This window comes from Aurantiacibacter arachoides, assembly GCF_009827335.1.
Classification (GTDB): domain Bacteria; phylum Pseudomonadota; class Alphaproteobacteria; order Sphingomonadales; family Sphingomonadaceae; genus Alteraurantiacibacter; species Alteraurantiacibacter arachoides.
Genome location: NZ_WTYH01000001.1, coordinates 778,962 through 797,939, shown reverse-complemented (window position 1 = coordinate 797,939; position 18,978 = coordinate 778,962). Strand labels below are relative to the sequence as shown.

The window sequence follows — 18,978 nt, the reverse complement described above, 5'->3', positions numbered from 1 at the left end:
TAGCACTAGCACGTCTTGCAATTCCGCGCTCTCGCCGTGCCCTAGTCGCTTTCGTTAACTCACCCAAGCAACCCCTTGAGATAGTGCCCAGTATAACTTCCCTTCGCTTTCGCAATGGCCTCAGGCGTCCCCTCCGCCACGATCTCCCCGCCGCGCACGCCGCCGTCCGGCCCAAGGTCCAGCACCCAGTCCGCGGTCTTGATCACGTCGAGGTTGTGCTCGATCACCACCACGCTGTTGCCCTGATCCACCAACCGTTGCAGCACCTCGAGCAGCTTGCGCACGTCTTCGAAGTGCAGGCCGGTGGTCGGCTCGTCGAGTATGTACAGCGTCTGCCCGGTGCTGCGGCGGCTGAGTTCCTTGGCGAGCTTAACGCGCTGTGCCTCGCCCCCCGACAGCGTCGTCGCCTGCTGGCCGACCTTGACGTAGCCCAGGCCCACCTCGTTCAGCATGTGCATCTTGTCGCGGATCGGGGGAACGGCCTTGAAGAAGCCTTCCGCGTCCTCGATCGTCATGTCGAGCACGTCGGCGATGGAGTGGCCCTTGAACTTCACCTCCAGCGTCTCGCGGTTGTAGCGCTTGCCGTGGCATTCCTCGCAGGTGACGTAGACGTCGGGGAGGAAGTGCATCTCGATCTTGATCAGGCCGTCGCCCTGGCACGCCTCGCACCGGCCGCCCTTGACGTTGAAGCTGAACCGCCCGGGCTTGTAGCCGCGCTCCTGGCTCTCGGGGAGGCCGGCGAACCAGTCGCGGATCTGGGTGAAGGCGCCGGTATAGGTGGCCGGGTTCGATCGCGGGGTGCGGCCGATGGGCGACTGGTCGATCTCGATCACCTTGTCGCAATATTCGAGGCCGGTCACCTTGTCGTGCGCGCCCGCCACCACCCGCGCGCCGTTCAGCGTGCGCGCGGCGGAGGCGTAGAGCGTGTCGATGGTAAAGCTCGACTTGCCCGATCCGGAAACGCCGGTGATGCAGGTAAAGGTGCCGAGCGGGATGGACGCGGTGACGCCCTTGAGGTTGTTCGCCCGCGCGTTGTGCACGGTCAGCTTGCGGCCGTTGCCCTTGCGGCGCTCCTTCGGCACCGCGATCTCGCGGCGGCCGGTGAGGTAGGCGGCGGTGAGGGACTTCTTGCTCTTGAGGATCTGCTTGAGCGTACCCTGCGCCACCACTTCGCCCCCATGCACGCCCGCGCCGGGGCCAAGGTCGACGATGTGGTCGGCGGTGCGAATGGCGTCCTCGTCATGTTCGACCACGATCACCGTGTTGCCGAGGTCGCGTAGCCGCTTCAACGTCTCCAGCAGCCGGTCGTTGTCACGCTGGTGCAGGCCGATGCTGGGCTCGTCCAGCACGTAGAGCACGCCCGATAGCCCGCTGCCGATCTGGCTGGCGAGGCGGATGCGCTGGCTCTCGCCGCCCGACAGGGTGCCGCTGGTGCGGTCAAGGTTGAGGTAGTCGAGCCCGACGTTGTCGAGGAAGCCCAACCGCTCGTTGATTTCCTTCAGGATGGCGCGGGCGATCTGGTTCTGCGTGTCGGTCAGCTGGTCCGGCAGGGCGAGGAACCAGTCCTTCGCCGCCGAAACGCTCATCTTGGTGGGCGTGGCGATATCGGTGGCGCCGGTGCCTTGGCCGACCTTCACCGCCAACGCCTTTTCATTCAGTCGCTTGCCGCCACAGGTTTCGCACGGCTGGGCGGTCTGGAACTTCGACAGCTCCTCCTGCATCCAGGCGCTCTCGGTCTGCGCCATCCGGCGGTTGAGGTTGCCGATCACGCCCTCGAAAGGCTTGTTGACGGTATACTGCTTGCGCCCGTCCTTGAAGGTCAGCGGAACGCGGCGGCCCCTGGTGCCGTGGAGGATCACCTCCTGCTGCTCGGGCGTCAGGTCGGCCCAGCGGGTATCGATGCTGAACCCGTATTCCTTCGCCAGGCTGCCCAGCACCTGCATGTAATAGGGCGAAGGCGGGTTGGACTTGGCCCAGGGCACCACGGCGCCCTTCTTGAGCGTCAGGTCCTCGTTCGGCACTACCAGCTGCGGGTCGAACAATTGCTTTTCGCCGATGCCATCGCAAGTGGAACAGGCACCCTGCGGCGCGTTGAACGAGAACAGCCGCGGTTCGACTTCCTCGATGGTGAAACCGCTGACCGGGCAGGCGAACTTTTCGGAAAACACGATGCGATTGGCCGGCAGCCCCGCCCCCTTCATGGCGCCGCCCGATGCGCCCTCGTCCTCGCGTCCGGGGACGACGCCATCGGCCAGATCGAGATAGACAAGCCCCTCGGCCAGCTTCAGCGCCTGCTCGAAACTGTCGGCCAGCCGCGTTTCCATGCCTTCACGCACGGCGATACGGTCGACCACCACCTCGATGTCGTGCTTGAACTTCTTGTCGAGCGCGGGCGCATCCTCGATGTCGTAGAACTCGCCGTCCACGCGCACGCGGGTGTAGCCGGCCTTCTGCCATTCGGCGAGCTCGCGCCGGTATTCCCCCTTGCGCCCGCGCACCGCCGGGGCGAGCAGGTAGGCGCGCGTGCCCTCGGGCAGGGCCATCACGCGGTCGACCATGTTGGAGACGGTCTGCGCTTCGATCGGCAGGCCGGTGGCGGGCGAATAGGGCACGCCGACCCGCGCCCATAGCAGGCGCATGTAGTCGTAGATCTCGGTGACGGTCGCCACGGTCGAACGCGGGTTGCGGCTTGTCGTCTTCTGCTCGATGCTGATGGCGGGGCTGAGGCCGTCGATGTGCTCCACATCGGGCTTCTGCATCATTTCGAGAAACTGGCGCGCGTAGGCGCTCAGGCTCTCGACATAGCGCCGCTGCCCCTCGGCATAGATCGTGTCGAAGGCCAGCGAGCTCTTGCCGCTGCCCGAAAGACCGGTGATCACGATCAGCGCATCGCGCGGCAGAGTGATGTCGATGCCCTTGAGATTATGCTCGCGGGCACCCTTTACGGTGATGTTGTTGAGAGCCATGGCGGTCCAAGTGGGGGCTTGAGGGAAGCTATTCCAGTGCAGCCGGGCAAAGCCGATCGTGCGGTATCATCGGATGCCCGCTGTTCCCGAAACGTTCGATGAGGTCAAGCCATCCCGCCAATGCATTCTGGTATGGCGCGATTGGGATGGGCCAGCAAATGTCGTCGACGATCTGGTTGCAAACACGGCTGGCATCACTGGTCCGACAGGGTTCGCAGACCGTCCCAATAACCGCGGATCGTTTCGCGCAGGCGGTTCTTTACGCAATCTTTATACGAAATACCGTGTTTATACGGTGGTTGAAACCACACCGGTTGATATGCATTAATATTCCTAGCAGATTCGTAAAACCTCACTGTCCCAGGAATTTAGACGGGGGAAAATCTTGCACATCTACGTCGTCGAATACGACGAAGAGGACAGGGAACGTGTCCTTCAAATAGTCTCGAGCCGGCGCTCAGAGCGTCGTATATTCGATAATGGTACCAGCTTTCTGGCCGTATGCGCCAAGCTTCCCGCTGGAATTGTCATCATCGACATCTGCCTTCCCGATCTCGACGGGCTTGAACTGCAGCGGCAGATCAAGCGCGACTGTAATGTCAGCCACAAGGTCATCATGGTGGCGGGTGACTGCGATATCAGCGATGCCGTGGCCTCTATGCGCGAAGGGGCAATCGATTTCCTGGAGAAGCCGATCCGCCGGGCCGAGCTTCTCGATGCGGTGGTGCGGGCGGAACTAGCCCTTTGCGAAGAACAACATGCAGCCTGGGTGTCCGGCGAGCACAATCGTGTGCTCAAGGGACTGACCGACCGCGAGATCGATGTTCTGAAGGCCTCTGCGCAAGGGCAATCGAGCAAGGAAGTGGCTCACACGCTGGGGCTGAGCGTGCGCACGGTGGAAATGCACCGCTCGAACATTATCAAGAAGTTGGGTGTGATCAACTTCGCCAGCGCCCTCGTACTCTATGCGTCAACCGGCACGTCCTGATGCCAAGAAACAGGGTTTAAAAACTCTTAACACCATACCGTAGAAATGCCGGTTCAAGGACAATTTCCGAAAAATTCCCATATTCCATCGCGTAACTGACCAAGCCTAGCATTCGATACCGGCATGAGACCGGATCGGAGAACAAGGCGATGAATAGCGACATACGTTACTATTCCAGTGATCCTGAGCCAGGGATTGCAGGCCGAACGTCTTTTGCGGTGGACGCGAAAGTCGAATTTTGGGCAAATCTTCTTTGCCTCATTCGATCGGCTTACAATTCCAGCTGTGCAGCGATTGTCTGTATCGACGAAAAGACTTTCGAAATTCTCGAAACCGCCACGCCGGGACAGCACCCGCCGTGCCGCCGGCTGCAGTGGTCCGGTGAACTGATCGCTGCACTCCGTGCCTCTCCTACCGGATCGAAGGCTGTCTTTCACGATCAATGGCTGGGTCTGCGCCTGCGGTATTACGACGCGTGGCCGACAGTTTTTCTGGTCCTGGACAACGATTGCCAGGACGACGGCGCCTGCCCCGATACAACTGCGCTTTATCGCATCGAGAAGCTGACCTGCGATTACTTGGCGCTCAACCGCAAATATCGAAACCTGCGGCGAGGATTCAAATGCCAGGGCGTAGCCCTTCGGCAGGCGCAGGATGCTTTGCGGAAGTATTGGAAGTGAAGAAGCTGGCTTTGTTGAACTGAAGGGAATACGACATGACTTATGACTCGAAGAACTTCGTACGCAACATCTCGCTGCGGGCTGCCGCGCTCGCCGCGGTCGCCACCAGTGCGCTGACAGCCCCGGGGATTCAGTCGCAGGCCCAGGCGCAGGCATTGCAGTCCGTGGTCGACGTCTGCACCGGTATCTCGCTGGAACAGAGCGCGCTGCGCGACATCCTCGAGACCACGGTCGTACCGACTGCCGCTGGCCTGGAAACGCTCTACGATGACCTGCTGACCGTCAGCCTCGGGTTGCTGCCGCTGCTTTCCATCCCTGACGTCGACCTGGGCGTGGACGATACGACTGCGGCCCTCGCCGCGGGCGATCCGATCTCGCTGCAGGTGCTCGACCGCGATGGCAACATCGTCTCCCCCGGCGACTGCAACATTTCCGCGGACGGTTACACGTTGAACACGCCCGCGGGCCTTGCCATCGGCGGCAATCAGATCACGGGCCTTGGCAACGGCACCGTCGCCACTGCGGCGGAGCTTGACGCGATTGCCTTTGGCAACGGTGCGATCACCGATCCCGGGGCGTTCGGCGCAGTCGCACTGGGCACCAATGCGCGGGTAACGGTGGCGAACAGCGTTGCGCTGGGCGCTGGCAGCGTAGCGGACCGGGGGGCGCTGACCGGTTACACCGCGGCGTTCCTGCCCGGCACGTTCGACAGCGTGGGGAGCGTATCGGTCGGTGCGGCGGGTGCCTTGCGCCAGGTCACCAACGTCGCCCCCGGCACCGCGGCCACCGATGCCGCGACCGTAGGCCAGGTGCAGGCCGCCATCGACAGCGTCAACGCGAGCGTCGCCAACGCCGTGCAGTATGACGATGCGACGCAGACGAGCATCACGCTGGCGGGTGCGGGCGGCACGCTCATCACCAACCTGGCCGATGGTACGGTCGCAACTGGCTCCACCGATGCTGTCAATGGCTCGCAGCTTGCCGCTACCAATGCCAATGTCGCCACGAACACCGCCGCCATCGGCACCCTGCAGACCGATGTGGGCGATTTGCAGACGGACGTCGGTGCCTTGCAGGTCGATGTGGGCGATCTGCAGACCGATCTTGTCACGCTCCAAGGGCAGGTGGGCGTGAACACCGGCGCCATCGCGGGCCTGCAATCCGACGTCGGAACCCTGCAGGGCCAGGTTGCGACCAACACCGGGGCTATCGGCACGATCCAGGGCCAGGTCGCGACCAACACAGGCGCCATTGCCGCGGTGCAGGCGGACGTTGCCGTCAATACCGGTGCGATCGCCGCAGTCCAGGGGCAGGTTGCCACCAACACCGGCGCCATTGCTGCTGTTCAGGCGGACGTTGCGGTCAACACGGGCGACATCGCCACCCTGCAGGACATGGCCGTGATGTACGACGATCCCTCTCACACCAGCATTACGCTGGATGGCGCGGGCGGCACCACCGTGAGCAACGTCGCTGTCGGACAGCTTTCCGCCACGTCGACCGATGCGGTCAACGGCTCGCAGCTGTTCGCCACCAACGAAGCCGTTGCCGCGCTGGACGGCCGCGTTTCGGTCAACGAGACCAACATCGCGGCCAACACCACCGCCATCGCCAACCTCTCCACCGGGATCGCCGGGGTGCAGACCGACATCACCAATCTGGACGCGCGCGTGACCGTGAACGAGGGTGACATCGCCAACCTCGACGGCCGCGTAACCGTGAATGAAGGTGATATCGCCAACCTCGACGGCCGCGTAACCGTGAACGAGGGCGATATCGCCAACCTCGATGGCCGCGTGACCGTGAACGAGGGCGATATCGCCAATCTCGACGGCCGCGTCACCGTGAACGAGGGTGACATTGCCAGCCTCGATGGCCGGGTGACGGTCAACGAAGGTGACATCACCAACCTCGACGGCCGGGTGACTGTGAACGAGGGTGACATCGCCAATCTGGACGGCCGCGTGACGGTTAACGAAGGTGACATCGCCAATCTCGACACCCGCACCACCATCAATGAAGGGGCGATCACCACGATCGACCAGCGGGTCACGAACAACTCCACCAGCATCGTCTCGATCGGGCAGCAGGTAAACGCCAACACCACGCTGATCACGCAGGTGCAGGCGCAGGTGGACAACGTGCCGGTGAACTATGTCTCCGACACCGATGGCACCACGCCCAGCACCGTGCCGACCAACACCGCGGCCTTTGCCGGAGCCACCACGGCACCGGTGCGGGTCACCAACGTGGCGGCGGGCAACCTGGCGGCGGATTCCACCGACGCGGTGAACGGCGGCCAACTGGCAGCGACCAATGCGCAGGTTGCCACCAACCGCACCGACATCGATCGTAACACAGCCGACATCGCCGTGCTCAACACCAGCTTCGCCAACAGCCCGCGCGCTGCGGTGCAGTATTCGAATGCGGGCACGCCCACTCAGGCCAACGGCGGCACGGTGACGCAGGACGTGACCCTGGTGGGCGCTAACGTCGCCGAACCGGTACGGCTGCACAATGTCGCCGCCGGCACGCTGGCGAACGACGCGGTGAACGTGGCGCAGCTCAACAACGGGCTCAGCGCGGTTCTGGCCGACGCCGTCAGCTATACCGACGAACGCTTCGCGCTCCTCGATGCAGGCATGGACTCGCTCAGCTTCGACCTTGCCGAACTGCGTGACGATGCCTTTGCCGGAACGGCCGCGGCGATGGCTGTCGCCGGCATCCCGCAGACGATGGAGGCGGGCCAGTCGATGGTCGGCGGCGGGGTCGGCCACTTCCGCGGCGAGACGGCCTTTGCGATCGGCGTGTCGACCACCTTCAACGACGGCCGCGGCGTGATGAAGGCGGGTGGCACACTCGACACCAACGGCCACGGTGGCTTCTCGGTGGGCGCCGGCTTCGGTTTCTGATCCCACCGCGATTATTGTCTACCCGGGAAGGCCGGCCCTCGACAAAGGGGGTCGGCCTTTCCTGTCGTGCCGCACTGCCATAAAGGTGCAATGCATGTCCGCGCGCCGCATCTTTGTCGCCCTGCCCTTGCCGGAGCCCGTCTGCGAAGCCTTGCTCGACACGATGGAGGGATTGCCGGGTGCGCGCTGGCAGGATGCCGACGATCTCCACGTGACGCTGCGGTTCATCGGTGAGGTCGACCGCCACCAATTGGCCGACGTGATAACCGCGCTGGAAACCGTTCCATTCCGCCCCTTTGCCCTGGCAATCGCGGGCGTCAGCCATTTCGAGCAACGCGGCCGCGCACGGGCGATCTGGGCGAGTGTCTCTCAGTCGGCCGCCCTTGGCGGCCTTCAACAGTCGGTGGAGATGGCCTGCCGCCGCGCAGGCCTTGCTGCCGAAACGCGGCGGTTCGTCCCTCATGTCACCTTGGCGAGACTGAACCGCGCCAGCGCCCCGATCGGCGACTGGCTGGCCGCGAATGGCGCACTTGCGCAAGGACCCTGGCCCGTTTCGGGATTTTCGCTTTTCGAAAGTCATCTCACCCGCGCGGGCGCGCGATACGAAGCAATCGCATCGTTTCCCTGAGCGGGGCGCACGTTGCGCGAAATGGCCGGGCGTCAAGACCCGCGGTTCAGGACGAAGGATTCATCGGACGAAGTGTGGACCCCAACGTAGTGGCCATCCGTTTATCGATCGAACGAAAATGAGAAATATGGGCAGGCGCGCCATGAACTGTGCGGCAGCGCGGCCCCGAATGAGAACAGGATTGCCATGTCCATCCAGACATCCGCCGCTGCCAAGGGCAGCCTTGCCTACGACCCACGCGATGGGTCGACCCACCCCCCTGCCCCGTTGAAAAAACCCCCCACCCCCGCGCAGACGGAACTGGGTGCGGCCTTGCAGTTCATGCGCGTGGAAATGGTGCAGGAATTCATCCGGCGGTTGCGTCGCAAGTCCAGTACGGACCGGCGTGCGCGCGCGATACAAAGTCGCATGAAGAAGCGAAAGGCGGTCCTCGCCATGTCGGCGGCCGTAATGGTAGCCAGCCCCGGCATGGTTGACCTCGACCGTGCCGGTTACGCCATATCGGTCGCTCCCAACCCCTTCGATGTGCGTCTCCACCCCGCCTCCTTGTCAGCCAGCCAACAGATAAAGGAAGCGCTGGCCGAGGAGGAAGGTGTGCGCCTGACTGTCTACAGGGACGTCGCCGGCTACCCCACCGTCGGTGTCGGCCACCTCGTCACCCCGCGCGACAATCTCAACGTCGGGGACCGTATCACCTACGAGCGTGCGCTCGAGCTGCTGGAGGATGACCTCCGGGAAGCTGAAAAGGGCGTTCGCAACCTCGTGGGTGACCTGGTTCTCTACCAGAACGAATTCGATGCACTGGTCGATCTTGTCTACAATGTGGGGGCGGGCAACGTCTCCGATACCGAGAGCCCCCGCCTGAACGAGGCCGTCGCAGCGGGCGACTACCGCCGGATTGCCGACGAATTGCGTTATCACCACGCGGCGGGCGAAAAGGCCAATGGCCTCGTCTTTCGCAGCGAGCGGCGCCAGTCCATCTTCATGGACGCCGCCTATGCCGATCCGCGCCCGTCCAGCATCAGCGTTTCCGGCAGCGTGCATAGCTGATCTACCCTGCCCGCAGTCCGCCCTCTTGCAGCCAGAGGCGGGCCGCACCATTGACCGCTTCAGATGACCCGTCCAGTCACGCCCGCCCTTTCTGCCCGTTCCGCCCGCCTCGCCATCATGGCACTGGCGTTGACGACTCTTGCGGGTTGCCAGGAATCCCAAGCGGAGGTGGAGGCGAGCGCGGCCCGCGAGCGCGACGCTATCGTCGCCGGCCTTCCCGATGCGTCGGTTAGGGCTGCACAGGATTGCCTGTTGGTTATCTGGGACGCGCAGGATGCGCCAGCCGATCGCCGTGAATTCGATGTCGTGCATGACGAGGTCGAGGGTGGAGCCATTTCCTGCGCCACGGGAACCAGCGCCAGCGAGTTCGAGCAAGCACTCGTGGCGATCCGCGCCGCCGCTGCCGCCAACGACAAGGCCGCACTCATGCGCGAACTGAGCGTCCCCCTGCTCTACATCGACAGCGACGGCAATCGCCGGGACGTGTTGGCCGACGAGCTGGTCGAAGCCGGGTTCGATGCGGTGTTCTCGCCTGACGTGCTGGCGATGATGCAGGACTTGCAGCTTGCCGACATGACGGTGGTACCGGACCAAGGCGCGTTTTTCAGGTTGGGCGCCATCTGGCTGGTGGCAGACCGGCAAGGCGGTCGCCCGCGCCTCGTAACCGTCAACAGCCAGGCCTTCCGCGAGGCGGAAGAAGCTGCCAGCAAGGTGGCAACACGCGAGCGTCGCCCCGCCCTCGATGGCCGCTGAAACCGATGAAGCATCGGCGCGTTCAGGTTCACGCCAGCGCTTTCAGCTATATCACGTCCAAAGCGGTTTCACTTGCAACGGAAAGCTGCAACAAGCCGTTACATTCATCCGAACAAGAGAGACTCGTCCGTATGCGCAAGTTGCCCCTGCTCACCTCCACGATGCTGATGGCCTTTGCCGCCGCCGGCTGCACCACCACCATGCCCGAGGGCGATATGGCGGTATCCGATCCCATGGCGTACAATCCGCAGATCCCGACGGCGACCAGCATCTTTGCCGAACCGTCGCCGCTGCCTTTCCACGCGCCGCAGTTCAACCTGGTCGACGATACCTCGTGGCAGGGCGTGATCGAGGAAGCGATCGAGATCCAGATGGCCGAGATCGAAGCCATCGCCAACAATCCCAACCCGCCGACGTTCCAGAACACCATCGTGGCGCTGGAAGAATCCGGCAAGGTCTATTCCCGTGCCACCGCGCCGTTCGATCAGCTGGTGAGCGCCAACACCAATGACGTGCTGAACGCCGCCGACGCCGAACTCGCTCCGCAGCGCGCCGCGCTGTCGAGCGCAATTTATCTGAACCCCCGGCTCTTCGCCCGTGTGAAATCCGTCTACGACAACCGCGGCTCCATGCGCATGACGCCCGAGGCGACCATGCTGCTGCAGACGACCTACGCCGACTTCGTCCACGAAGGCGCGCAGCTAGCCCCGGCCGCGCAGACCGAGCTTCGCCAGATCAACGAGCGGCTCTCCGCCCTGCAGGCCGAGATCAGCACCGACATCACCGATGGCGCAGCGGCCGGCGCGATCGTGGTGAATACGCGCGAGGAACTGGCCGGCCTTTCGGACGGGCAAATCGCCGCTGCAGCCGCCGCTGCCAACGAGCGCGGACAACGTGGCAAGTACATGCTCAGCCTGTCGAACACGACCAGCCAGCCGCTGCTCGGCCAGTTGCAGAACCGCTCCGTGCGCGAACGGCTCTATGCCGCCAGCATCGCCCGCAACCAGAGCGGCGCGAACAACACGCTGCCCAATATCGCCGAGATCATTCGCCTGCGCACGCGCATTGCCGAACTGTTCGGCGCGCCCGACTATGCCACCTGGCAGATGTACGATCGCTTCGCCCAGAACCCGGAAACCGCGATCAACTTCATGACGCAGATGGTCCCCGCCCTGCGCGCCACGCAGGATCGTGAGGCCGGCGTACTGCAGGCCCGTGCGCGTCAGGATGGCGAGACCTTCACGCTCCAGCCGTGGGACTGGCCGTATTATGCCGAGATCGTCCGGCGTGAACGGTACGCGCTCGATAACGAGGAATTGAAGCAGTACTTCGTGGTCGAGAACGTGCTGGAAGACGGCATCTTCTACATGGCCAACCAGCTGTACGGCCTGACCTTCGAAAAGCGCAACGACCTGCCTGTCTACGACGACAGCATCACGGTCTATACCGTGCGCGACGCCGACGGTTCGGACCTGGCGCTGTTCTACTTCGACCCATTCGCGCGCGACAACAAGTCGGGCGGGGCCTGGATGAACAACTATGTCGAGCAGAGCCGTTCGATGAACATGCGCCCGGTCATCTCCAACACGCTCAACATCGTGCCGCCCGCCGAAGGGCAGCCGGCGCTGGCGACGTGGGACGATGTCACGACCATGTTCCACGAATTCGGCCACGCACTGCATGGCATGTTCGCCGACCAGGAGTTCACCTCCCTCTCGGGCACGAACACCGCCCGCGACTGGGTGGAATTCCCCAGCCAGTTCCACGAGCCTTTCGCCGCCCGCCCCGAGGTGATGCAGCGTTACGCCCGTCACTGGCAGACCGGTGAGGTCATCCCCGACCGGCTGGTCCAGGCAATCGACCGGTCCAGCCGGTTCGACCAGGGCTACAGCTTCGGCGAGGTCATCTCCGCTTCGCTGCTGGACATGGAATGGCACGCGCTCTCGCCCGACGAGGTGCCGACCGACGTGATGGCCTTCGAGCAACAGGCGCTGGGCGGGCTCGGGCTGCGCACCGACCTCGTGCCGCCGCGCTACAAGACGCCGTACTTCCGGCACATCTGGAACCACGGTTACCAGGCTGGCTACTACAGCTACACCTGGACCGAGATGCTGGCCCACGATGCCTACGAATACGTGGTCGAGAATGGCGGCATGAACCGCCGCATGGGCGATCGCATCCGCCGCACCTTCCTCGGCCAGGGCCATTCGAAGAGCTACGACGAGATGTACCGCGACTTCACCGGCCATGCACCGCGGGTCGAGCCGCTGCTGGAAGCCCGCGGCCTGGTCGCTGCCGACGATGGCACGCAGGCGGACATTTCGGCTACCGGCGCCGAGTAACCCGCATAGCTTGCAAGATATGGGGCCGTCGGAGCGATCCGGCGGCCCTTTTCTATGCCCGCAACTTGCCGCGCAGGGCCAGCGAGCGACGGTTGAGCGCCGGCAGATCCGCCGAACCCGCCAGCACCGCCTCGCCCAGGGCGATGGCGGCTTGCAGCACCTCGTCCGGTGCATTGCGATAGGCGGGCGCGGCAATGGCCTCCCGCCAGGGCCGGCCGATCGCGTTGTCGAGCAGGATGCGCTGGAAGCAATGGTCGAGTCGCACGGGCCAGTCGCGTTCCCCGGCGACGGCGGGCAGGTCCACGCGGGTCAGCGCGAACCAGCGGGCCGTGACGGTCTCGCGCGTCATGGCCTTACCACCAGCGCATGGGCGCCCGGCTCCCCCACCCATTGCGCATCGACACCCCAGACACGGGCGATCACGCCCTCTGCCAGTGCCGCCGCGGGCGCATCGTCCGCGACCAGCACGCCCCGGTCGAGCACCAGCACGCGATCGGCGTGGTTCATCGCGACGGCCAGATCGTGGACCACCACGGCGACGCCGCGACCAGCCCGGGCCTCGGCACGCAGAACCCGCAGCAGGGATGCCTGATGGGCAAGGTCGAGCGCGGCGAGCGGTTCGTCGGCAAGGATCCACTGCGGCTCTCCCGCCAGCACACGCGCCAGCAAGGCCCGCGCCTTTTCACCGCCGGATAGCGTCGAAACCGGCCGGCCTGCGAAACCCTGCAAGTCGCACGCCGCGAACGCATGGGCGATCGCCGCCCTGCCTCCCGTGCTGTCACCATCGCCATGCGGCAGGCGGCCCAGCGCGACGAGGCTGGCGACGCTGACGTCCCAGGCGACCTCACCCGACTGCGGCAGGTATCCCACGGCACGCGCCCGGTCGCGCGGGCGCAGCCCTGCCAGCGAGCGATCCCCCAGCAACACCTCTCCGTCGTCAGCATCGAGCAGCCCCGCCAGCACGCCAAGCAGTGTCGATTTGCCCGCTCCGTTCGGCCCGCAGATCGCGGTTATTGTTCCCGTACCAAGCGTCGCGGCAACATCCGTCAGCCGCCCCGCCAGCGCCACCCCGCGCACAGCCAGCGTCATGCGAGGCCCCGCCGCATGCGGATCAGCAGCCAGAGGAAGAACGGCGCGCCGATCAGGCTCAGCGCGATGCCCAGCCGCAGCTCCGTCACCAGCGGCAGCACCCGGCACACCACGTCCGCCACCAGCACCAGCAGCGCGCCCGCCAGCGCACTCGGCACGATCAGGCGCGAGGGGCGGCGATCGGTAAGCGGGCGCACCAGATGCGGCACGATCAACCCCACGAACCCGATGATGCCTGCCACCGCCACGCCGCTACCCACGGTGAGCGCGGTGCCGCCGACCATCAGCCACAGCAACCGGCGCGGCTCCACGCCCAACGACCGTGCCGCCGCCTCCCCCAGCGTAAGCGCGTCGAGCGCGGTTCCGGCCCGCAAGAGCAGCGCCACGCCCGCCAGCGTCAGCGGAGCGGCAATCGCGACGTCGGCCCAGCTCCTGTCGGTCAGCGCGCCCATCAGCCAGGTGACGATCGAACTCATGGCAAAGGCATTGGGCGCCAGGCTGATGACGAGGCTGGTCAGCGCGCCCGCCAGGCTGGCGATCATCATCCCCGCCAGCGTGAACAGCGCGATGCCGTTCGACGGGCTGGCGGTGCGCCCGGCGATCAGCGCGAGGAGGGCCATGCCCCCGCCCGCACCGGCCAGCGCAAAGGCGGGCAGCATCCACGCCGCGCTCACTCCAAGAAACAGCGCCAGCACCGCGCCGAGCGCCGCACCGGGCGCAATGCCGAACAGGCCCGGATCGGCGAGCGGATTGCGCAGGTATCCCTGCATCGCCGCCCCGGCCGCGCCCAGCCCCGCGCCGATGGTCAGTGCCAGCACTGCGCGCGGCAGGCGCAGGTCGGCCAGGATCAGCGCGGCGTTGGGGGTGGAGGCCGGGTCGATCCACACGCGGCCCGCCAGCAACGAAAGCGGCACGGCCACGGCCAGCAGCACCAGCAGCACGAGGGAAGAGCGGGTCATCCCGCCTGCGCCCTGATCGCCCGCAATCGTGCAAGCGCCCGCGGAATGGTCGGCCCGCCGCAGAACAGCAGGTTCCCGTCGAGCCGTTCGTACCGGAGACCGTCGACGCGGCCCAGCACGGGATGGCTCAGCATCCGCTCGTCGCCGGCCGCGAGCACGAGTTCCGGCGGATCGGCCAGCACCTGCTCCAGCGGCAGGTAGGCCCCCTGCCCAAGCCCGCGCGCGGCGCTGTGGAGCGCGAAACCGGTGTGCGCCAGCAGATTGGCCGCAAGCGTCGCCTCGCCCGGAACGATGCCGCCTTCCTGCCATAAAAGCGTGTCGATCGGCGGGCCGTCAAAGGCGCTCGCCTCCCATGCCTCGGTCATGCGTGCCGCAAGCGTTTCGCCGCGCGCCCCCTCGCCAGTCAGCGCTACCAGTTGGCGGATCTGCGTCAGGCTTTGGTCCAGATCGCTGACGATGCCCACGGTTTCCACCCGGATGCCCGCACCCTCCAGCGCGGCGCGAGTGGCAGGGGCAAGGAAGATGTCCGCCACGACCATGTCGGGCGCGAGCGCGATGACTTCCTCCGCCGTGCCCCCGGTCGCGGGAAAACGAGCCGCCTGGCCGGCCTCCATCGAGCTTGCCGCCGGGTCCTTGCTGTAGTGCGAGATCGCCAGCAGCTGGCCCGGCGCGGCAACCTCGGCAAGGATCGCGTCGGCACAGGGGTTGAGGCTGACGATCGTCGCGCGATCGCCTGCGAAGTGCGGCGGCGCCGCCGCGCAGCCGCCTGCCAGCAGCAGCAGCACGGCGGCCAGCGCCTTCACAACTTCAGCCTTGCCCCGACAAAGGCCGCTCGCCCGCGGGTCGCATAGCCGGCGGCGGTCTGATAGTCCTCGTCCCACACGTTCTCCACGCGGCCGGTGATCTGCACCCGCTCGCTGGCATCGAACGCCGCACGCAGGGTGAGCACCTCGTACCCGTCCAGCCGCACGGCATTGCCTGCATCGTCGAAGCTGTCGGACACGATCCTGAGGTCCGCCCCCAGTGCGAGGGCGGGCAGCACCGTCCAGTCAGCGAACAGCGTTGCGGCGTGGCGCGGGCGACGCGGCAGGTCGAGCCCGGTGGCGCGATCCTCGGCGTCGGTCAGCGTGTAGACCGCCCCCAATTCCACCGACTGGGCGACGCGGGCACTCGCCTCTACCTCCAACCCCTGCGCGCGGGTGCGGGCGAAATTGTCGTAGGTGCCGAAGGGCCGGTTGGTGCAGATGCCGTCGCTTATGCCGAAACAGCTGACGAAGCCGATCTGGTCTTCGGTATCGCGGCGATACAGAGTGACCGCGCCGTAGAGCGCCTCGCCCCGTTCCCCGTAGGCGAGGCCAAGGTCGAAGCTCGTCGAGTTCTCGGGCTGAAGGCTTTCATTGCCGAAATCGGACAGCAGCTGGAACAGCGTCGGCGCCTTGAATCCCTCGCCCACGCTCGCCCGCAGGCGCCAGCCGGGCGCGACGGCATAGCTGGCATCGGCGCCAAAGCTCACCTCGTCGCCGAAATCCTCGTGATTGTCATAGCGCGCGCCGATGTGGCCGGAGATACCGCGCCATTCGATCCCGGCCTGGGCATAGGCCCCGAAAATGCCCGTCTCACCGCGAGCGTCGAACAGGGTCTCGTAACGCGACCACTCGTTCTCCGCCCCGAAGTTGACGAGCAACGGCCCGATGGGTCGCCATTCGCCGCGCAGCGAGACGCGGTCGGCGCGCCCGTCGCTGGCGAATGTCGTCGCGCCGCTGTCATCGCGATTGTCACGCGCCGTGTCCGACAGGCTGTAGGCGGCGGTGAGGAACAGCGGGCCGGCGTCGTAGACCGCGCCGGCGCTGGCAAAGGTCTGGCGGGTGTCCTGCGTCTCCAGCGTATCGGCCAGCGCAAAGGCCGGTGCCGGGAAGCCGTCAATATCAAGCTCGCCTTCGGCATGGCGCACACGGGCAAACACCTCGAACCGGTCGGAAAGGTAGTAGCGGCCATGGCCGTCCAGCGCCCATTGTTCGAACCCGTCGGCCTCCGTGCCCCTGGCTGCGGCGGAAAACCCGTCGCTAGCAAGATAGCTGCCACCGATGCCGAGAAAACCCGTGTCGGGGTCGGAAATTCCGCCGGACACCGCGCCCGAGAATGTCTCGTTCGCCCCATATTCTGCCTGGCCCAGCAGGCCGCCCTCGGCTCTGGTAGACGCGACGAGCACGCCGCCCACCGCGTCCGATCCCCAGATGGTTGAATTGGATCCGCGCAATACCTCAATCTTTTCGAGATTGGCGGACAGCAGGTTGCCGAAGTCGAACCCGCCCGACGGCGCGGCAGGATCGGCGACGCGCACCCCGTCGACCACCACGAGCACTTGTTCCGCCTCGGCACCACGCAGTCGCACGCCGGTAAAGCTGCCCAGCCCGCCGTTGCGGCTGAAGACAAGGCCCGGCACGCGTTCGAGCACGCGGGTAAGGTCCGGTCCCTGCACCGCCAAAATCTCGTCCTCGCCAATAACGGTTACCGCCTGGCCGGTATCCTCCACCTCGATACGAGTGCCGGTGGCGGTTACGGTGATGGAATTTTCTTCCTGCGCCGCGGCAGGGCTGGCGACGGACAGAAGGGAAACGGTCGAAATCAAAAACTTGCGCACAAAACCTCCAATCAAAAGCGAAGACGCCGCCCGTGACGGAAGGGAGCGCGGCGACGCGCTCTTTCCGCTGGCCTTCGGTACACCCCGCCCGACACGCCGAACGACTGACACGGGCAGGTCTCCTGGCTCCCGGATCGTCGCTTCCCGCTCGCCTTCCCGCCCCGGAAAACCGATGCAGTGGCAACAGAGCGGGTCGCTCCCCGGTCACAGTTGCGGGGGCAGCGGGGGCCTGCGGAGCCGAAACTCCACCCCCTTCCCTCTTAGGTCCGGACAGGCTTACGCCAGGCCGGACAACCCATGACGTCGCCGTCGCCATAGCCACGCACGCACCCGCTCGCAAGCGTGTGCCTGGCGTGGTGAATCGGCGTTAACCGCCGTCCCGCATCGGGACGCGCGCGTTTGCGAGGGTTCCCGGCACGCGGCGCGCGCTTAAGGACCGGCGCGTGAATTCGGCCCCCACCATTCCTGCGCACCCCAGGCGCGATTTCCGCACCCGTCGCCCGACGCTGGCGGAGCGTGCGCGCGCCTGGTTCAAGCCGCTGGCGGTGGTGCTGATCGCCGCCGCCATGCCCGCCTTTACCGCCAACAGCGCGCTATTCGTCACGCCGCTGGGATCTTCGCAGGCACCCGTTGCGATGCCGTTTGAAACCGCAGGCGAAAGCTTCCCCGGCTCGGCCTTCTATTACCTGGAAGACGTGCCGCAGCTGGTGCAGACGGGCACGCGCGAAACGGTGCAGGTCATCGGCCAGAGCACGCTTGCCTCTGCCAGCCTGGCCGATATCCCGCTCGCCGCCAGGCCTTTGCGCATCGTCGGGTCAGGCCGCGACCACGTTCGCGCGCAGGAATGCATGACGCAGGCCATCTACTACGAGGCTGCGTCCGAGAGCGATGCCGGGCAACGTGCCGTGGCGCAGGTCGTGCTCAACCGCGTGGCCCATGCCGCCTATCCGCGCAGCGTCTGCGGCGTGGTCTATCAGGGCAGCGAGCGTTCGACCGGGTGCCAGTTCAGCTTTACCTGCGATGGCTCGCTGGCGCGCCGGCCCTCGCAAACGGCATGGAGCCGTGCCAGCCGCATCGCGCGTGAGGCGCTGGCGGGCGTGGTCTATGCCCCGGTCGGCACGGCGACCCACTACCACACGCTGGCGGTCCACCCCTACTGGGCGCCAAGCCTGGACACGGTGACGGTGATCGGCGCGCATATCTTCTACCGCTGGAAAGGCGCGGCGGGGCAACCTTCGGCTTTCCGTGCCGGCTATTCCGGCGGCGAGCCAGCGCCCGGGCGTTCGCGTAACCTGACCCCCGCGGCGCCCGATCCGCTCCTCGCCCCGCCGACGATCGACCTTGCGAATAGCCCTGCTCTCACTCCGCGCGCGGCAGAGGCAGCGTTCGCCCCCGCCCCGTCCTCCGCTGCTCCTTCGGCTGGAGATCAGTCCATCCCCGATCCAGCCGGTGACGTGATGCCGGGCAGCGGTGCCGTGCGCAGCGAATATGCGAACGCCGGCCGCTGGATCGCGCGGCCGGGCGGGTAGAACCCCCGACCCCGTGCTAACAGTGCGGAAACCATGCTGGCCAACGCCTGCTTAGCGGCCATGTGCTAGATGTCCTGCCGACCCGCCCTCCGGTCGCAGGAGCAACAACCAACCATGTCGATCCGTTTCGCCGGCCCCCTTTCGCCGACCGCGCCGCGCATGTCGGCCGATCTCGTGCGGCGCGTCCGGCTTCTTCCCGCCAACGATGATGGCGTGACAAGCACGACCGACGCGAACCTGCACGCCGCCTTGCGCCATTTTGCCCGGCATGGCCTCGCCGCCGCGCAGAACGCGCGCGAACAAGCGGTCTCGGCGGCGCGAGCGGGTGACCGGCAATCGTTCCGGACCTGGCTGGAGATTTGCCGCGTGCTCGACAGGCGCATGGCTCGTCGACTGGATCGCAATGCCCTCGCAGCCCACTAAACAGGGCGGCGGCATAGG

General features: G+C 65.8%; 15 protein-coding genes and 1 riboswitch. Of the genes, 9 read left to right on the top strand and 6 right to left on the bottom strand.

The genetic code is table 11. From position 1 onward, the window contains the following. Nucleotides 1-59 precede the first annotated feature (59 nt). The gene (gene uvrA / locus GRI62_RS03995; protein ID WP_131452114.1) at nt 60-2,966 is read right to left on the bottom strand and encodes an excinuclease ABC subunit UvrA; all 2,907 of its coding nucleotides are present in this window, start codon (nt 2,964-2,966) and stop codon (nt 60-62) included. Between the two features lie 385 nt (nt 2,967-3,351). On the opposite strand from uvrA, the gene GRI62_RS03990 reads away from it, so the two are divergent. The 7 genes from GRI62_RS03990 to GRI62_RS03960 all read left to right on the top strand — a co-directional run bounded on the left by GRI62_RS03990 (nt 3,352) and on the right by GRI62_RS03960 (nt 12,319). Further along, complete coding sequence (locus GRI62_RS03990) at nt 3,352-3,954, top strand: response regulator transcription factor (protein WP_131452113.1); 603 nt, start codon at nt 3,352-3,354, stop codon at nt 3,952-3,954. A gap of 149 nt (nt 3,955-4,103) precedes the next feature. Continuing rightward, nucleotides 4,104-4,634: a hypothetical protein gene (locus GRI62_RS03985; RefSeq protein ID WP_131452112.1), complete on the top strand. Its 531-nt coding sequence runs from the start codon at nt 4,104-4,106 to the stop codon at nt 4,632-4,634. A gap of 35 nt (nt 4,635-4,669) precedes the next feature. Beyond that, nucleotides 4,670-7,546: a YadA family autotransporter adhesin gene (locus GRI62_RS03980; protein ID WP_131452111.1), complete on the top strand. Its 2,877-nt coding sequence runs from the start codon at nt 4,670-4,672 to the stop codon at nt 7,544-7,546. Between the two features lie 94 nt (nt 7,547-7,640). Further along, nucleotides 7,641-8,174, top strand: coding sequence for an RNA 2',3'-cyclic phosphodiesterase (gene thpR / locus GRI62_RS03975; protein ID WP_131452110.1), 534 nt, complete (start codon nt 7,641-7,643; stop codon nt 8,172-8,174). Between the two features lie 186 nt (nt 8,175-8,360). Then, nucleotides 8,361-9,224 carry a lysozyme gene (locus GRI62_RS03970; protein WP_234027359.1) on the top strand — a complete coding sequence of 288 codons (864 nt, stop codon included), beginning with the start codon at nt 8,361-8,363 and terminating at the stop codon, nt 9,222-9,224. Nucleotides 9,225-9,287: 63 nt separating this feature from the next. Further along, nucleotides 9,288-9,977: a hypothetical protein gene (locus tag GRI62_RS03965; RefSeq protein ID WP_234027358.1), complete on the top strand. Its 690-nt coding sequence runs from the start codon at nt 9,288-9,290 to the stop codon at nt 9,975-9,977. A gap of 131 nt (nt 9,978-10,108) precedes the next feature. Continuing rightward, nucleotides 10,109-12,319, top strand: coding sequence for a M3 family metallopeptidase (locus GRI62_RS03960; RefSeq protein WP_160731807.1), 2,211 nt, complete (start codon nt 10,109-10,111; stop codon nt 12,317-12,319). A 52-nt stretch (nt 12,320-12,371) separates the two neighbouring features. On the opposite strand, the gene GRI62_RS03955 is transcribed toward GRI62_RS03960, so the two are convergent. The 5 genes from GRI62_RS03955 to GRI62_RS03935 are packed head-to-tail and all read right to left on the bottom strand — an operon-like array spanning nt 12,372 to nt 17,008. Then, entirely contained in the window at nt 12,372-12,668 is a 297-nt protein-coding gene (locus GRI62_RS03955; protein ID WP_131452108.1) for a GCN5-related N-acetyltransferase, read from the bottom strand. Next, nucleotides 12,665-13,408 (bottom strand): ABC transporter ATP-binding protein, encoded by a 744-nt coding sequence (locus tag GRI62_RS03950; RefSeq protein WP_131452107.1) that lies wholly within the window; start codon nt 13,406-13,408, stop codon nt 12,665-12,667. Before GRI62_RS03950 ends, GRI62_RS03955 begins: the two co-directional genes overlap by 4 nt. After that, on the bottom strand, nt 13,405-14,367 hold the full coding sequence (locus tag GRI62_RS03945; RefSeq protein ID WP_131452106.1) for a FecCD family ABC transporter permease: 963 nt from the start codon (nt 14,365-14,367) through the stop codon (nt 13,405-13,407). Before GRI62_RS03945 ends, GRI62_RS03950 begins: the two co-directional genes overlap by 4 nt. Next, the gene (locus GRI62_RS03940) at nt 14,364-15,170 is read right to left on the bottom strand and encodes an ABC transporter substrate-binding protein (protein WP_188669341.1); all 807 of its coding nucleotides are present in this window, start codon (nt 15,168-15,170) and stop codon (nt 14,364-14,366) included. Before GRI62_RS03940 ends, GRI62_RS03945 begins: the two co-directional genes overlap by 4 nt. Continuing rightward, a complete protein-coding gene (locus GRI62_RS03935; protein WP_234032773.1) occupies nt 15,167-17,008 on the bottom strand; it encodes a TonB-dependent receptor plug domain-containing protein in 1,842 nt (613 codons plus the stop codon). The genes GRI62_RS03940 and GRI62_RS03935 overlap by 4 nt, the downstream gene beginning before the upstream one ends. Nucleotides 17,009-17,103: 95 nt before the next feature. Continuing rightward, nucleotides 17,104-17,321: riboswitch (cobalamin riboswitch) on the bottom strand. A gap of 130 nt (nt 17,322-17,451) precedes the next feature. Between GRI62_RS03935 and GRI62_RS03930 the strand changes: the two genes are divergently transcribed. Further along, nucleotides 17,452-18,537 carry a cell wall hydrolase gene (locus tag GRI62_RS03930; RefSeq protein ID WP_234032776.1) on the top strand — a complete coding sequence of 362 codons (1,086 nt, stop codon included), beginning with the start codon at nt 17,452-17,454 and terminating at the stop codon, nt 18,535-18,537. 114 nt (nt 18,538-18,651) lie between these two features. Further along, nucleotides 18,652-18,960, top strand: coding sequence for a hypothetical protein (locus GRI62_RS14505; RefSeq protein ID WP_234027357.1), 309 nt, complete (start codon nt 18,652-18,654; stop codon nt 18,958-18,960). The last annotated feature ends 18 nt before the right edge of the window (nt 18,961-18,978 follow it).

Excerpts from the sequence above, each read along its gene's own strand:
- GRI62_RS03985 (WP_131452112.1), top strand. The coding sequence starts at position 4,104 with ATGAATAGCGACATACGTTACTATTCCAGTGATCCTGAGCCAGGGATT.
- GRI62_RS03980 (WP_131452111.1), top strand. The coding sequence starts at position 4,670 with ATGACTTATGACTCGAAGAACTTCGTACGCAACATCTCGCTGCGGGCT.
- GRI62_RS03960 (WP_160731807.1), top strand. The coding sequence starts at position 10,109 with ATGCGCAAGTTGCCCCTGCTCACCTCCACGATGCTGATGGCCTTTGCC.
- GRI62_RS03950 (WP_131452107.1), bottom strand. The coding sequence starts at position 13,408 with ATGACGCTGGCTGTGCGCGGGGTGGCGCTGGCGGGGCGGCTGACGGAT.
- GRI62_RS03970 (WP_234027359.1), top strand. The coding sequence starts at position 8,361 with ATGTCCATCCAGACATCCGCCGCTGCCAAGGGCAGCCTTGCCTACGAC.
- GRI62_RS03955 (WP_131452108.1), bottom strand. The coding sequence starts at position 12,668 with ATGACGCGCGAGACCGTCACGGCCCGCTGGTTCGCGCTGACCCGCGTG.
- uvrA (WP_131452114.1), bottom strand. The coding sequence starts at position 2,966 with ATGGCTCTCAACAACATCACCGTAAAGGGTGCCCGCGAGCATAATCTC.
- GRI62_RS03945 (WP_131452106.1), bottom strand. The coding sequence starts at position 14,367 with ATGACCCGCTCTTCCCTCGTGCTGCTGGTGCTGCTGGCCGTGGCCGTG.
- thpR (WP_131452110.1), top strand. The coding sequence starts at position 7,641 with ATGTCCGCGCGCCGCATCTTTGTCGCCCTGCCCTTGCCGGAGCCCGTC.
- GRI62_RS14505 (WP_234027357.1), top strand. The coding sequence starts at position 18,652 with ATGTCGATCCGTTTCGCCGGCCCCCTTTCGCCGACCGCGCCGCGCATG.
- GRI62_RS03965 (WP_234027358.1), top strand. The coding sequence starts at position 9,288 with ATGACCCGTCCAGTCACGCCCGCCCTTTCTGCCCGTTCCGCCCGCCTC.